15 protein-coding genes are annotated in these 14,039 nt (G+C 58.3%); 7 read left to right on the top strand and 8 right to left on the bottom strand.

The features are described 5' to 3' along the window. Window positions 1-106 precede the first annotated feature (106 nt). Complete coding sequence (locus ACMGFG_RS19480; protein ID WP_436931979.1) at window positions 107-727, top strand: helix-turn-helix transcriptional regulator; 621 nt, start codon at window positions 107-109, stop codon at window positions 725-727. A gap of 201 nt (window positions 728-928) precedes the next feature. Here ACMGFG_RS19480 and ACMGFG_RS19475 read toward each other — a convergent pair whose 3' ends face one another. Both ACMGFG_RS19475 and ACMGFG_RS19470 read right to left on the bottom strand, forming a co-directional pair. Beyond that, window positions 929-1,342, bottom strand: a complete 414-nt coding sequence (locus tag ACMGFG_RS19475; RefSeq protein WP_436931978.1) for a DUF5518 domain-containing protein — start codon at window positions 1,340-1,342, stop codon at window positions 929-931. 1,078 nt (window positions 1,343-2,420) lie between these two features. Continuing rightward, window positions 2,421-2,996, bottom strand: a complete 576-nt coding sequence (locus ACMGFG_RS19470) for a hypothetical protein (protein ID WP_436931977.1) — start codon at window positions 2,994-2,996, stop codon at window positions 2,421-2,423. A 587-nt stretch (window positions 2,997-3,583) separates the two neighbouring features. Here ACMGFG_RS19470 and ACMGFG_RS19465 point away from each other — a divergent pair. Further along, window positions 3,584-3,802 carry a hypothetical protein gene (locus ACMGFG_RS19465; protein WP_436931976.1) on the top strand — a complete coding sequence of 73 codons (219 nt, stop codon included), beginning with the start codon at window positions 3,584-3,586 and terminating at the stop codon, window positions 3,800-3,802. 192 nt (window positions 3,803-3,994) lie between these two features. Beyond that, window positions 3,995-4,339, top strand: a complete 345-nt coding sequence (locus ACMGFG_RS19460) for a DUF7344 domain-containing protein (RefSeq protein WP_436931975.1) — start codon at window positions 3,995-3,997, stop codon at window positions 4,337-4,339. A 96-nt stretch (window positions 4,340-4,435) separates the two neighbouring features. Here the strand turns inward: ACMGFG_RS19460 and ACMGFG_RS19455 are convergent, their stop codons facing one another. The 3 genes from ACMGFG_RS19455 to ACMGFG_RS19445 form a co-directional block, all read right to left on the bottom strand. Beyond that, window positions 4,436-5,104, bottom strand: coding sequence for a DUF2238 domain-containing protein (locus ACMGFG_RS19455; protein ID WP_436931974.1), 669 nt, complete (start codon window positions 5,102-5,104; stop codon window positions 4,436-4,438). Further along, window positions 5,104-5,706, bottom strand: coding sequence for a hypothetical protein (locus ACMGFG_RS19450; RefSeq protein WP_436931973.1), 603 nt, complete (start codon window positions 5,704-5,706; stop codon window positions 5,104-5,106). The genes ACMGFG_RS19455 and ACMGFG_RS19450 overlap by 1 nt, the downstream gene beginning before the upstream one ends. A 406-nt stretch (window positions 5,707-6,112) precedes the next feature. Then, window positions 6,113-6,694 carry an HdeD family acid-resistance protein gene (locus ACMGFG_RS19445; RefSeq protein ID WP_436931972.1) on the bottom strand — a complete coding sequence of 194 codons (582 nt, stop codon included), beginning with the start codon at window positions 6,692-6,694 and terminating at the stop codon, window positions 6,113-6,115. 701 nt (window positions 6,695-7,395) lie between these two features. On the opposite strand from ACMGFG_RS19445, the gene ACMGFG_RS19440 reads away from it, so the two are divergent. Continuing rightward, window positions 7,396-9,072, top strand: coding sequence for a transposase (locus ACMGFG_RS19440; RefSeq protein WP_436931971.1), 1,677 nt, complete (start codon window positions 7,396-7,398; stop codon window positions 9,070-9,072). A 271-nt stretch (window positions 9,073-9,343) separates the two neighbouring features. Here the strand turns inward: ACMGFG_RS19440 and ACMGFG_RS19435 are convergent, their stop codons facing one another. Together ACMGFG_RS19435 and ACMGFG_RS19430 are read right to left on the bottom strand one after the other, a co-directional pair. Continuing rightward, complete coding sequence (locus ACMGFG_RS19435) at window positions 9,344-9,733, bottom strand: DUF8115 family protein (RefSeq protein ID WP_436931970.1); 390 nt, start codon at window positions 9,731-9,733, stop codon at window positions 9,344-9,346. Next, the gene (locus tag ACMGFG_RS19430) at window positions 9,726-10,592 is read right to left on the bottom strand and encodes a ParA family protein (protein WP_436931969.1); all 867 of its coding nucleotides are present in this window, start codon (window positions 10,590-10,592) and stop codon (window positions 9,726-9,728) included. Before ACMGFG_RS19430 ends, ACMGFG_RS19435 begins: the two co-directional genes overlap by 8 nt. A 328-nt stretch (window positions 10,593-10,920) precedes the next feature. Here ACMGFG_RS19430 and ACMGFG_RS19425 point away from each other — a divergent pair, with 328 nt between their 5' ends. After that, window positions 10,921-12,096: a hypothetical protein gene (locus ACMGFG_RS19425; protein ID WP_436931968.1), complete on the top strand. Its 1,176-nt coding sequence runs from the start codon at window positions 10,921-10,923 to the stop codon at window positions 12,094-12,096. A 56-nt stretch (window positions 12,097-12,152) separates the two neighbouring features. On the opposite strand, the gene ACMGFG_RS19420 is transcribed toward ACMGFG_RS19425, so the two are convergent. Further along, window positions 12,153-12,740, bottom strand: a complete 588-nt coding sequence (locus tag ACMGFG_RS19420; RefSeq protein ID WP_436931967.1) for a DUF8102 family protein — start codon at window positions 12,738-12,740, stop codon at window positions 12,153-12,155. A gap of 86 nt (window positions 12,741-12,826) precedes the next feature. Here ACMGFG_RS19420 and ACMGFG_RS19415 point away from each other — a divergent pair, with 86 nt between their 5' ends. Together ACMGFG_RS19415 and ACMGFG_RS19410 are read left to right on the top strand one after the other, a co-directional pair. Further along, window positions 12,827-13,555 (top strand): DUF3800 domain-containing protein, encoded by a 729-nt coding sequence (locus ACMGFG_RS19415; protein ID WP_436931966.1) that lies wholly within the window; start codon window positions 12,827-12,829, stop codon window positions 13,553-13,555. Window positions 13,556-13,831: 276 nt separating this feature from the next. Next, window positions 13,832-14,039: helix-turn-helix domain-containing protein (locus ACMGFG_RS19410; RefSeq protein WP_436931965.1), on the top strand; the 208-nt coding region annotated here is incomplete at its 3' end.

The following is a 14,039-nucleotide window of genomic DNA, read 5'->3' as shown; positions in this document are numbered from 1 at the left end:
CGATACTTCTCACCACTGACCCGTGGTCCACTCTATTAAGGGATGAGTAACTTTGTATGGCACCTTCTATATATGACACGTGAAGCCGAGACGCGATGGACAATCGGTGCGTCGAACGTCACTGGCTGTCCTCGTCGCCGTCTTGATGATGGTGCTCGCCGGCTGTTCTGGGTTCGAGGGCCTGCCCGGTGATGGAAACGGCAGCGCGACGCCACAGGTGACCGAAACCCCGACGACTCCAGAGTCGACACCGGAGTCGACCGAGGCACCCGCGGAGACCGAACCACCAGCGACCGAAGCTGGTGACGGCGACGAAAGCGCCGGTGGGAGCGGCAGTTCGAACAGCCTGCTCCCGTGGCTTGGACTGCTGCTGGTGTTCGTCCTGGGACTCGCGGCGTTTGGGGTCCTTCGCAGGCGGAACCGGTCCGACCCGGTGTCGGCGGAGGCGCCACGAGGCGACGGCGAGGAGGTCATCTCGCTCCTCCACCGGAACAACGGGCGCGTCTTCGAGGACGTGCTGGAAGAGGAGTTGGACTGGTCGCCAGCTCACACGCGACGGGTGCTCGACGGCCTCGTCGCGACGGGTGACGTCGAACGGACGCAGACCCAGCGTGGCGTGCTGGTCACGTTCACTGACCCGGACCGCCGACTCGAGAACGAGAGCGTGGGCGGGGGAGAGGACGAGGACGATGTGGAGTCGGGTGGAGACGACCGCGGGCATCGGTAGTGGCGACACGCTGGCGGACGGGTGCAGTCGCTTGGGAGAAAATCGCGTCGGGTGAGCCGCCTCGGGGTCAAGCCCCGAGGCACTCGCCCTGTTTTCTCTCTAGAACGATCAGCCCGCAGCGACACACCGGCATCCGACGAGAGTCGTCGAAGGGTTGTGGGCTCGGGCTGACGAGCGGCGGCCGCTCGGGTCTCGAAGCCCTCAGCGAGCAGACGATCGAGGGCGTTCGACAGCGCGGTCCCGCGGCGACCCTTTCAGCCACCCGCCGAGAGCACCGGCGATCCCACTCGGAATAGCGAACAGCAGTGCGACGACGGCGCCGAGGACGAACACACCCGCACCGGCCAGTATGCTTCCGACTGGCCCTGCGAGGACGCCGACCAGTACACCGACAAGCGATAGAAGGAACGCGCCGACGATTCCGCCGAATCCACCGGCGACCAGCCCGTTCCACGTGCCGTTCCATATGCCCCCGCCAGCGATGTACCCTGCGATGAAGCCGCCGATGATGCCCCCGCCGATGGTGCCGAAGACCGGAATCACGATGCCACCGAACGACCCGACGACGACCATGACGACGAACCCGATCAGGACGGCTCTCCAGTTAGTTGCCATGCCTGTTTTAGGCGGAGTGAAGGCTTAACATTCGTTATTCCGCCGGCATGTGTCGGGAGTGGAACTGAATCAGACGGCCGACTCGCACGATTCCGCGAGGAGAGGATCGCTTGCGAGGCACCTGCGTCTATAGTAGCCTTTGAATTGCCCAGTTGATAGATACTGAGTCACCGTCACAGCGACTCACACAGTGGTTCTATGTTAGTGAAGGGGCTCTACTGAATCGCCGGACAGCGACGTAACGGGTCGGGAAATCGAAGCAGTTGCAGCGGGAGAGTTGCGGTTGGTACGAACGTAACCTCCCGCTTCGCGGAGGGGATGGTCTCGCTGGCTAAAAGTTATTCCGACGATGCCGACGAAGCTGCCGCCCCGGAGGGCCCGCTGGGACGCTAGATCGGAGAGCAGCCGGTCGATCTGTTCGATGGTCTTGTCGGCCGAGTCGTAGAGCAAGCGCGGGTCCTCGCCGACGATTTCGCGCTGGCCGCCACAATCCGGGACGAACGGCACGACCCCGCTCGCGACCTGTTCCGCGACGGCGATGCCGAAGTGTTCCGGATCGCGCCTGTGGAGCCCCCAACGGTGCCGCCCAAGCAGGTTGACGAGGCGCTCGCTCGCCGGCCGCCCCGACTGCGGCGAGCAAGGGTCCGAACGATGTGTCCGCGATCGTCCGCATCGTGAACCTGTTGAGATCGGGGGCCGACCCCAGATACTCCCCGAGAGTCTCGGACGACGGGAACGAGCGGATGAACAGCGTAACCTCGTGATCGTTCTGGCGTGCCTCCAGCGCGGCCGTACGGACCGCTTCGGAACCGCCGAAGCGGTCGAATCGATTGTGGAAGACGGCGATCTGACCGGAGGGTATCGGTAGGGAGACGGCCGTTCGGCCGTTGTGGAATCGGGATTGGACCCGGTCAATTACCCGTATGCATCACCGTGCAGGCGGCAGACACCGAGTTCGACGACGACGCGACGTTTTTGATCGCCGGTCCAGTCCCCGCGGAAGGGAGGGCACTCGTCGTAACGGGTGCCCGGTCGGGCGTCGTCACCCTCGCCCGGTTGCAACTGACCCGGGATGGACTCAAATGAGTGCGACGACGATGGCGTACCCGACTGCGCCGCCGACAAAAAAGAGGAACCGGCCCTGTTGGGGATTAGGAAGCTCCTCTTTGATGACGTTGAGGATGATGCCGCCGGAGACGAACGCGAACAGCCCGGTAACGACGAGTGGTTGACCTACCGTGGCCAACCCGACCGTGGCACCGGCGAGGGTCGCACCCGCGAGGACCCACCGCCCCACGCGATCGTACTGTGTCCCGAGGTGGCGGCGCATCCCGTAGTCGGTGATGCTGAAGTGCAGTCCCATCGCGACCGTGTACAGCAGGAGGTTGACGACGCCCGGGAGCTCCTGGTGGAACAGTAGGTAGCCGATAAGGCCGCTGTAGAGGGCGAAGACAGTGATGTAGCCCCAGAACACGCCTGGCAGCGGGTCGGATCGCTTGGCCGTGGTTCGGGCAGCGAGGACCTCCAGCCCGTAGAACACGACGAACCCGGCGAGCGCGACGCCGTAGATCGCCCCCTCAGTGACGGAGCCCGCGGAGACCCGCGGGTCCTCGGCCGCGAAGTGCGCTATTTCTGGCAGAAGCAGGACGAACACGTACGCGACGGCCGCTCCCCGGCGGCCGACAGCACTGACCGGCCCACCCACGTCTTCGTGTCGGCTCCCTGGCCGACGAGGAGGTGGACGATCGCCAGCGCGAGGGCCGACAGGACGGGCACGATCGGGAGTGACTCGAACGCCACCCCCGGACCCTGTAACACGAGCAACATCTCTCCTAGTGGAGTCGTCGCCCCCGAGAATAGTCTTTTACTCCGTCCTCGGCCGGACCCCCACGCTGGGTGCGCGCTCCGGAGCGTCCGGAAGGTGGTTGTTTGGCTAGGTGCCGAGACTGCTCAACGAAGTCGAGGAGGTCGACTTCCATGGACAGGATTTGATTTTCTCGGCTTCACCCTTCTAACGCGGTGACATCGACCAATTAGACTGCTATTCAACAGAGCAGTTCGATTCGGCATTGTGCGACTGAAGCAGCCGATAGGGGCGTCCGCTCACGTGCCGCCGGGGACGGTGTTCGTTCGAAGCGAGACTCGTGGACAGCGAACTTTAAATACGCAAGACGGCTGTGGGATATACACGGCCGCCGGCAGTCATAGGTTCCTATCCTGCGGGTCGCGCCCAGTACGACAATGACCACATCGAACGACGGAAATTCAGACTCTTCCCCCGAGACCTTCGAGCGAGCCCTCGCTACGCTGTTGCGGGACTCTTTCGCAGAGGGTACCGAGATCGAAGACACATGGGAGATCACCTCTTCATCGGACCTGGTGCCGGACTGGCGGGTCGTCATCGAGAAAACCAGTGGCGCTGTCCCGCCCGAGAACGGCGGCGACTTCGTCGACCAGTGATGCTCTCTGTCGGAAACCCATCAGGTAGCGTATCTGTACCTGGCTCGAATATATTCTCTACACGTAACTTTAGCGGCGTATGTGGTACATATAATTAAGACACCTCCCCCCTGAGAGTCTGATGTACCTCCCATAGCCATACCAACAAGACCGGTTGGAAAGGCGAAACGAACGGAGAGGTAAGAAACTTTGATGACAATCAAAACCAACGATAACACTCCGGGGGATATCGACGCCGAGCAGGCGGTGTCAGGGGTGTTCAAGCTGCTGTCCCACCACCGCCGCCGAATCGCCGTTCAGTATCTCGCCACCCAGGTCGGTACTACCTCGGTGAGCGACGTGGCCGACCAGATCGCTCTCCTCGAAGGTGAGCACACCCACGACCGCTACGAGCGCATCTGCACGAGTCTCTTCCACACTCATCTCCCGATGCTGGCCAACGGCGGCGCCATCGAGTACGACCGAGACCGGCAGGTCGTCGAGCTGCGTGACCAGGCTGCGGGCATGCTCCCGTATCTGGAAGTCGCCGCCGACTAAACGATTTTATTGCCACATTCACGAATTGCCCCCGTGCGAGATACGCGCTGTCCATCTCGCACGCAACAAGGCAGTGACTGGGATGTGACGCGTGAGTCAGCGATCCGTTGACCCTGACTCAAGTCGGCCCCGCAATTGGTCGGAGATGCCGATCAAGTACGTCGTCCCGAAGATGGCGACCAGCAGGCCACCGATCGAGTTGTAGACGAGATCGAGAACAGTGTCATCGAGGCCGTACTGGGTGAGAACTCGAGGGATACCAAGCACCTGTGCACCGATAGCGACGTAGAACTCGATGAGTTCCCAGAAAACGCCGAAGGCCATCACGAAAATCAGGAGATACACGAGGGTGAACTTCGGGCCCATGTGGAGGTGTTCGGTATGTTCTTGAAAGGCTCGCGTTATTGCATAGGCCGATCCGACGACCAGCGACGAGGACAGCGCGTGTGTCATATGATCCCACCACCACGTCGCACCGTACAGACTCTCGAAATCGAGCCCGGGAAGCGGCACCGTTCCGAGCGCGTGTAGAGACATCGCCAGCGTGATCCAGAGGACGAGTCCCACGTTCATAGTAATCTCGTATTTTCGCTCCAGTACTGCCGGTAACTGCGTGACCAACAGGCCGATCGTGGCATTAGTCATGATCGAGGCGTCTCCAACGTACAACCCGATACCGAGGAGGACAACCATCATCAACTGAAGAAGCCTAACGAGTGCGGCTTGTGTGCGCCCGGAGACCAGCACCTTGGTTCTGCTGCTCATCAAGCGCTCACCCCTTCGCCACCGATACGGTCGAGATTGGCCCGGAGCCGGTGCCGGAAGTATCCTCTGAAGAGACCGCCGGCGACGAACCCCGCGAGCGTCGCGGCAGTGAAGATCATCATCAGGTCGTCGTTGGTCTCGACGAAGACTGTTCCGAGATACTGAGACGAAACCGCCGAGCCGACCGCCCAAAACCCCGCTGTCGCCAGTGTGGCAAGCACGACGAAAAACACGGCAAAGTTCGGCGTCATTCGAACCCGTCCCGTCAGCTGGAGCGAGACGACAACGAGCATTCCCAGCGCTGCGATGCTGAGACCGGTGACGAAGTCGGCGAGAAAACTGAGGCCGATGCCCCCGACAGACAGGGGAATCGTACAGATTAGCAGGAGCGGCCACGGGACCGTACGGGTCCATGCTCTGCTTACGAGCGCCGGGGCGATGGCGACGAACGCCGCGAGAGCCGCCAGTGCCATCCGGACGAAAAGGAGCTCGAAGAGCGCAGTTATTGCTACGACGACGAGCGCGATAACGAGCAACCAAGAGATAGCCGCGTTGATCCGACTGTCCCTGACAAACCATTCCTCGGGTAACTGTTGGCTCATGTTCGGTTTTCCTCCTTGACACGCCAGTCGCGAATCGTGCCGACGGGTGACAGCGTTTCGCACGACTCCTGTGGAACAGCCCCTAACAGCCAGCGAGGCTTGGCAGCGATTGCTACTGTCCGACTCTGGGGCGGGCGAGAGCGGAGTGGAACCCGTGCATTACCGCGCGGAGCGGTAGATTGAATGAGAGCCCCCTCTGGCGATTCGACGCCGGTGGTCGGGCTTCGGTGGCTTCGGGAGCGAAGGCCCCCCAGAAGTGCTCCTCGTTCTCGACCGGGAGGGTGGTTCAGATGACCGCCGGTTCGAGTTGTTTCAGTCCCGTTCTGTATCTGGCGAATCAGCGTGACCCCTGGGTCTACGTGGCCCACTATGTTCTGATCGTTACCGGCCAGAGTAACTGTCAGGGTCACCCCTGACTCCCTCGTGGAACGTCTGGCGCGATCGGCTCACCGGTTCCGCGTCCGACGAGGATCATCGAGACCCCCGTCACGAGCAGGTTCACGCCGAGGAGGACGCCGATGGCCCAGCCCGCGCTGCTCGGGAAGCCAAGCCAGAGGAACCCGGCGAGCAGGAGCGAGATGCCACCGCTGGCGAGAAGCCACGTGGTTCCGGGCTGTCCGCGACTTCGTAGCCCCCACGCGATCTCGACGAGGCCATCGGCAAGGAAAAAGGCGATGGCCAGGAGGGTCAACGTCGCCAGTCCGACGACCGGGTTCGCAATGAACGCAATCCCCGCGAAGCCGTAGAGGACGGCGAGTACCGCTTGCCCGAGCACGTTCCCAAGCGTCCCCGCCGAGAAGGCGTTCGCGGCGTGCACGAGCGCGCCGACGACGAGAACTGCGCCGAGCAAAATCGACACGGAGATTCCCGTAATTAGGGGAAAAACCACGGCGAGGAGTCCGAGTATCGCGATGATAACTCCGGCGGCCGTCGCGGAGCGGCCCCCAATGCGGTTCGGTTCGATATCGACAGAAGTGCTAGATTTCATCGCTCTCAGACTTTATTACGCCGTCTGAGGGCATAAGTGGGTTAGATCGTTCAGTTGAATTTCTTCCGCACTCGAGATACCATCATCCGGTAAGTATATCCAAATGTACAGTTCGGCTCGCGAATACGGCGATCTACCGACTGGGTATCGGCGCCGTCAGCGCACCAGTTTCGGACCAAACCGAACGTAACTGACTTATCGAGCACACCTCCAGTGGCAGACGACCAGCTTGGAAGAGACACGACGACTATGTATTCAGGGTCTGATTTTGCTGACGGCCGTGACTCCTTGACCGCGGATTACTATCTTCCTAGAATTTGCTTCCGTCATGTTCAACCGGAGTCTCGCTAGTTTTCTTCGAGGGGCCTTGAATAGAGTTGGCGTAGCTTGATACATAATTGCCGGTTGTGAATTCTCACTCAATGGGGTCCATAGCGGCGTTTCGCTCGGTCTACTATGTAATGACCTCCGATCAGAGGGGTGCTGCGTGGCAGCCCCCTTGGACGCGGTGCGCGACTAATACGCTGAATTCGCGGAGATTTCGGGGGCGATGATCGACTAGCGTTGTGACGGGAAAGCTGGTGCAGCGCATGTCGATTTGGAGGCAGAACTCATACACAGAGGATACCTGTAGTAGTCGTCTTCCGGATTTCCTCTAGATGTGGACGTGTTCTTGAGCGTGTACGGTTCAGTATCTCGTAGTGGCTTCGACTCTTATGTCTCGCCGAACTGTCTTTCGACGGATCGCCCAACGACAATACGGTGAGTGGCCGGCGTATAATTCGACACCACTATACGATCGAACGTCGCTCGCTGGACTGGAATCCGATATCCGGACAGTCTCAGAGACGTGGTTTGACCACGATAGTCACGAATCCGTCGAGGAGTTCGTCTGTGTACTCCCGCTAGCCTACTTCCGGTTCAGCGTCCACGATCGGTATGAGGGGTCGACCCGCTACCGTATGGACACCCTCTTTCGGGTGTTCGTACTGAAAGAACTCCACGGGTGGGAGCACGAAACAGCGCTCGTCGACTACCTCGGGACCCGTCCTGAACTCTGCGAGCAACTAGGTTTCGAGACGATCCCAGACCAGTCGACACTGTGGCGAAGCTGGCACGAGCGGTTCACCCCTGACCTCCGGGAGACGGCCGAGACGGCGGCTCGAACGATCTTCATCAAAGCCCAGAATGCGGGTGTCGAGACTCCGCGTGAACCGGCACGAAAGCTCCGATACTACGGGAACGTGTCGAGTGAGTCAGACCCGGATAATCAAACTAAGTTGAAGCAGGCAGAGAAGATTACCGACCACGTCAGCCGCATTGTTTTCCCGGCATTTTCGCTGGATCGTGGGGACGGCTGCGAGATCCACGAGAACGCCTACTGGGACTTACAGACGTATCTGGGGCTTCGCGAGCGGCTGGCTGCTAACGAGGGCGCTCGTAGCTTCACCTACGAGTCGACTCGAGAGCGGACACCGTTGGGTCACGCCCATCGCGAGCAGATTCGCGATTTCTCGATCGAACGGATTCGAGAGATGTACCGACAGGCCGTTAACAGGCTCCTGAACAAGGTCGCGGAGACGGAGCAGTGCTTTCGAGCGGGCATCGTCGCCATCGATATCACCGAAGCCAATCCCTTCACCGGCAACAGAACGGGCCATGAAGATAAGATCATCGGGACGAAAGAGAAGACCGACGAGTACGCCTACCAGTGGGCAACGGTCCAGCTAGTCGGCAACGCTGTCCCACTCGTACTTGATGCCCGCCCGGTACGGAAAGGCGAGTCACGAAAGGAGATCGTCGAGGACTTGCTGGATTCGGCTGAAGAGCTCGTTCACGTCGATAACGTCCTGATGGACCGGGAGTTCGATAGTCAACACGTTCTGGAGATGGTCAGCCGACGTGGGCTCTCCTACGTCGTGCCGAAGCGGATGCAGACTAGCGAGAAAGCCCAGGCAAAACGATTGCTCCAGCGCGATCAAGACCGGTACGAGACCGACCGCAAACTCCATCTTGGGAAGAACGAGTGGCACGAGACGACGCTGATCTACCGCCGGAAAAAAGACTCTGAGCACGACGATTATCGGCAGTACTCGGTGTTCATGACGAATGGGGCCAGTGGCCACCTCACCGAGTACGGCTACCGGTGGGAAATTGAGAGTGGCTACAGATCGATAAAGCGATTCATGGCCGCCACTACGTCGAAGAATTTCGGCCTTCGATTCTTTTATTTCGCGTTTGCGTGTCTCCTGTACTCGATTTGGCGAGCAGTCGATTTGTTGGTGCAGGTTGAGTTGACCGGTGAATATGAACATTCGCCGATCGTGACGGCCGACAATACGCTGACGCTGCTGAAGAAGGAGACTGGAATCGGGTAGATAGGCACTCTGTCTGGGTTAGCGCGCCGTCTGAGTGGCTACACTATTGGAAGTCTCGAATATTCACCCATACGATCGGAAGTGTGACAAGAATGGCCGCTTGGAGAGTGATCTGAGGTAGTTTCTACGATCGCATCGGTCAAATTCACGCATCACAGCCTCGCTAAACCCACTGTAGTCTCAACTTCCATACAATCGGCACGATATATCATATATCGCTATACGGAATGGCCAGGGGTGCTACAGGTTTCTCTATAGGGAAAGCTATAGCTTAAAGGCCCTTGGTAGCCTGTTCGCGGGCCGCCTCCCGAACTGCCTCGAACTCTTTGGGAGCTGCCTCCTGGAACCCGAGACGGAGTGCAAGGCGAAGGATCTCACTCCGGTCGACGTCCCCCTCCTCGAGATCGAGCTGACGCTGAAGCGCGTGGCCGACCTCCTCCAAACGGTCAGGATTCTCTTCAAGTGCGCGAATGAACGCCGCAAGATGTCCATCCCACACGCTGATGGTCTTCTGTTTGTCGCCGGCGTCGATAGCCTCTAACTCATCGAGGATGTTCTCGACGAGATCACGCTTCGCGTCTTCGGCAGCAGCTTCCTCGATCCGGTCACCGTGGGACGTCTGTTCGCGAAGCGCCGCAAGGTCGTCGTCATCTTCAGCCATGGTGCTCACCTCCAAGACGGGCAACAAGCGTTTCAGCTGCGTCGAGATACGCCTCACGAGCCCGGCGGGCCGTCGTCGACGGCTCCTGGAGCGCAAACGCGGTCTGGCCGTGTTCCGCCGCGTTCCGGATGTCCTGTGAATACGGGACGTAGTCGGGCGCGATGGCGTCCGGATACTCCGACTCGAACGCGTCCAGGTACTCCTCGGCGAGATTCGTTCGGGTATCGACCTTGTTCGGGAGCACGAGCGCGAGCTCGATGTCGACGGCGAAATTGTCGGCAATCTTCCCGAGGTCGCGACGGAGGGCATCAGCCTGCTCGGCCTCGAAGGGCCCCATCTCGACGGGCGTGATGACGTGACGGGCGGCCCACAGTCCGTTGTAGGCGACATTGTTCGTCATGCCTGGGAGGTCAACCAAGACGACATCATAGCCGAGCGGGTCGACGTACTCGTCGAGGAACTGTTCGAGACGACTGTAGCGCTCGCGGGCATCGTCGATATTCCCGAGTTCGGCGTCGAGGGTGTCGAGGCCGGGATGGGCCGGGATGAGGTCCGGTCCCTCAGCAGTCGGAACTACGAGATCAGCAAGGGCGTCATCGCCCAGCTTCTCGGCGATCGTGCCCCAGGCGTCGTCGAAGACCGTGCTGATGTTCGGCCACGCTTCGTCGGCCTCGATCCGCGCCTGGTAGTCCCCCCAGACGCCGAAGTGCTTCGCGAGATCGCCCTGCTTCCCGGCGAGATCAACGAGCAGGACCTCGTGGCCCAGCTCCTCGAGGGCGACGCCGAGGTGGGCGACCGTCGTCGTCTTCCCGGTACCGCCTTTGTCGAGAAACGCGGCGGCGCGCAGTGTATCGCTCATTGTGGTTTCCCTATAGTATCTCCTATAGTGAAGCCTGTAGGCTTAAAACCACGTCAGACAGACGGTTGTTCTAGACTATAGGAAATCATATAGATATTTCAAGCGGATCGATTGCCGTGTGTCTGCACCAACGAATGGTTCTACATCCCGCAGAGTCTTCGGCCCCAGTGGTTATACAAACCAGGCAGGCAATGAATTGATACGTAGATGAGCGACCGGAGGCGGTCACAGGTGTGAACTACCCCTCGAACCCGGATTTCTTTAAGAGGGTGGTGGGATGAGCGGGTCATCAAGCAGTCCGCCGAAACGGGAGCAACAACGCCAGTTCGTGGCAAACACCCTGGAACGACGGCTCGACGAACACCCCGCTTGGCCAGCCAATATCTTCAAATTAGAACTTGAAGGCGCAGATATCTACCAAGACCGCACTGGTGAGATCCTGAGCGATCTGCTCGACAACGGAGAGGTCGGCAAGACGAAAATCCCACTCGGTGGATCCGACATACCATTTGTTACCCGCCCAGAAGACCCACCGCCGGAACCAGATGCTGAAATTCGAGCAGCGACACGAGAGTTCAATCAGTTCTTACGTGAGAGCTCAGATTTCGCTGAACTCACGGCCTACGTCGCACTCTGCAAGGTATACGACGAGATCGGAGCAGACATCACCGCGATGGATGTTCTCCCGAAAGGAGAGCGACCACATCGACTAAACGGGATCGACAACGAACTCGACGGCTTCATGCAGCTGCGTAACGAGTACATCCCGGTCGAAGTGTACAACGGAGCCGATTATCTTTCAGCCGGCGGAAAGTACCAGCAGCTCTGCGACTACTCGATCGACGAACAGCCGATGAGTAACCCGCTCTTGATCAATAGACGAGCAGACTCCGATATCAAGAGTAGAGTTCGGGCAGAGCTTAATGGGATGGTGATTGACACGGACGTAATCCTCGGGTGTGAAGAGACTCATTCAGATCTCGATGCAGTCTTGGATTTGTTCAATCTCGATGGAATTGTACAGCTGCTCCCCCCAATGACGACTGACAGCGGTACAGACCTCGTAGGAGCAGACTATGACAACGCAGTAACGAACCATCCGGGCCTGATTCGACCGCCGGCTGAACTAGCGGTAGCTGCCGATACGCTTCCCGATCAATACGTACGCCGGATTCGCGGAGGGGTCCAACTCTTCTACGTTAATTCGTTCTATCGAAGTGCATCCGAGCGGACTGAGTGGGAAGCCAGCTTAGTGCTACAGGAGATTTACAACCTACTGCTTCGGATCGGCGGGATGACCCGACAGGTCGCTCTCGACATGGGCTGGGACGAGTTCACGGACTCATATGGGAACGTCAAAAGTGCAAACCAACGACAGGAAATGATCCTCGACCAGACTCGAGATTACATCCAACAGCTTCTCGAGGAGCGGGTTCTCGTCGAGCAAAATGATCAACTCCATGCTCGAAGAGCGACCCACCCGCAACAGACGTTCTCCTTCTAACAGACTGGTTTTCACGATCCTCCGCTTCTAAAATCAGGAGCCAAACCAACCGGCGATCACATATTCATCAATATCTTCTCATATTTTTCAAATGAAATCCGTCCGGTAATGGCTAACTGTCGGAGTTCCTCGGGACGTAGCTGTTCAAGATCCTCCTGAGCCATTTCATCAAGAGATTCGCCCAAATCCACGTCAAGACTCACATGTACCTGGTCCACGCTCTGTCCCCTGGAGAGGTACATTATCGTCAGAGCTTCTTCGAGAACGTCCTCCAATATCTCCTCGGTCTGTCCGACGGATTCGATGTCCTCACCCCGATTTTCGATTACCCCTTCGAGGAGGATCCCAAGAGCTGAATCAATATTATCGTGAATCGTCGCCGAAATCAGTGTTCCATTTGGATCCTCAAACGCCTTCGCTAAGTCACGATGTTCAAGATGTTGTTGCAACAGCCCTAAATCCAGAACACTCTGATAGAGCCGGTTTCTAATCCGTGCCCGTATGGCTCGTTCCTGCGCCGATTTGGCCTCAATATCCGATTCGCCGGTCAGATACTTCCGTTGATTCTCTGTCAGTAACGCGGACATCCCGAAATCCGGGACATCAGAACCGTTCTCCTGCTCCGGTGGATCATCTTCGGTCATCGTACTCTATTCTATTACGCCGTAGCACTTATGAGTATGGGGCGTGCATATCCATTTGAAGACTGCATTAACAAGTTCATCGCCCCATGACGAGGTATCTCTATATTTTTGTCGACGAATCTGGCAATCCAAGTTCGGGCGAGTACTACGTCGTCGCGGGGGCGTGGTGCATCTCTGACGAGCCGAATCCCACTCGAACGTTACAATCAACAGTCGACTCGCTGACGGAGATAGCGAATTCACTACGGAACAGTTCACAACCAATATCTGAACTCAAAGGTAGCCAGCTTCCCACAGAGGTCCTTCTCTCAGTGATCGAGTGTCTGGACGGCGGACCAGCCTATGATGATCCCTCTGTAAAACACCAGCAGTTGCCGTGGGCAGGCAGCCTCCCGCTCCGGGTTACGATGCATGATCTCAATCCCAATCTCGGGATTGAGATATTGAAAGAAACACTTGGAGGCTCAGATCTGAGTGCGGAATCGTCCCACCCCGAGGCTCTCCAATCGATTTCGCTGGCAACGATACTGAATCCGCTTGTCCAAGCAGAGATGATTGATCTCACTCGCATCGACCAGATCAAGGTCGTATTGGACGCTCAAGTATGGCAAGCGCCCACCGAACGGATCGAGGCAGGACTCGACGTCGTCGAAAACGTGCCCGAAAACCTCGTATTCGAAACCCGAGACAGTGCTCAAACACCAGGACTGCAGTTAGCGGATCTCGCAGCGTATACCTGGGCACGACAGCTCAGATTCGGTGACTCTGGCAGCGGAGTTGCACTATTAGATGACCTACGGCTTGCTGACGAATGATACGGCACGAAGGATCCTACCAGGCAACAGCGGGAGTCTCATGCCCCTTCAGGGAGGGATCATCGTCTCCCGTGTCACCTGCTCATACTCACCTACTGCGTCTAGCGAATTAAATCTTTGCTCTTTGGAGCGCTCTAGACACGTTCTAGTCCAAGGTTGCCCTGAATTGAACTAGAGAAGAGCGACACATTAGAAGGGAACAGCCATATCAAGGTCAACACTCGCCCACTATAGTATCCGATAGAATTATTTACTCAGAGTGCGTTGCAACTACTAGTGAATCATCTCGACGAGATCTCCGTCGAGGAACTGCAAGACACCCTCGACAACGTGGATGAAAAGAAACCGACACAACGGCTCTTAGTCGCAATTGCGTACAAAAACGGTGTTTCGCAGACTGAACTAGCCGAGTGGTACGACGTTCAACGACGGACGATCTACAGCTGGCTCAAGCGACTCGACACCGACGAGTCGCTTGAGCAAG

The organism is Halosimplex halobium, from assembly GCF_051414055.1.
In the GTDB taxonomy this organism is placed as follows: Archaea; Halobacteriota; Halobacteria; order Halobacteriales; family Haloarculaceae; genus Halosimplex; species Halosimplex halobium.
This window is presented reverse-complemented; position numbering and strand designations above follow the sequence as displayed.

Bases quoted from the DNA above. Each gene is read 5' to 3' on its own strand.
- ACMGFG_RS19420 (WP_436931967.1), bottom strand. From the start codon at position 12,740: ATGACCGAAGATGATCCACCGGAGCAGGAGAACGGTTCTGATGTCCCG.
- ACMGFG_RS19465 (WP_436931976.1), top strand. From the start codon at position 3,584: ATGACCACATCGAACGACGGAAATTCAGACTCTTCCCCCGAGACCTTC.
- ACMGFG_RS19460 (WP_436931975.1), top strand. From the start codon at position 3,995: ATGACAATCAAAACCAACGATAACACTCCGGGGGATATCGACGCCGAG.
- ACMGFG_RS19435 (WP_436931970.1), bottom strand. From the start codon at position 9,733: ATGGCTGAAGATGACGACGACCTTGCGGCGCTTCGCGAACAGACGTCC.
- ACMGFG_RS19445 (WP_436931972.1), bottom strand. From the start codon at position 6,694: ATGAAATCTAGCACTTCTGTCGATATCGAACCGAACCGCATTGGGGGC.
- ACMGFG_RS19450 (WP_436931973.1), bottom strand. From the start codon at position 5,706: ATGAGCCAACAGTTACCCGAGGAATGGTTTGTCAGGGACAGTCGGATC.
- ACMGFG_RS19430 (WP_436931969.1), bottom strand. From the start codon at position 10,592: ATGAGCGATACACTGCGCGCCGCCGCGTTTCTCGACAAAGGCGGTACC.
- ACMGFG_RS19475 (WP_436931978.1), bottom strand. From the start codon at position 1,342: ATGGCAACTAACTGGAGAGCCGTCCTGATCGGGTTCGTCGTCATGGTC.
- ACMGFG_RS19455 (WP_436931974.1), bottom strand. From the start codon at position 5,104: ATGAGCAGCAGAACCAAGGTGCTGGTCTCCGGGCGCACACAAGCCGCA.
- ACMGFG_RS19415 (WP_436931966.1), top strand. From the start codon at position 12,827: ATGACGAGGTATCTCTATATTTTTGTCGACGAATCTGGCAATCCAAGT.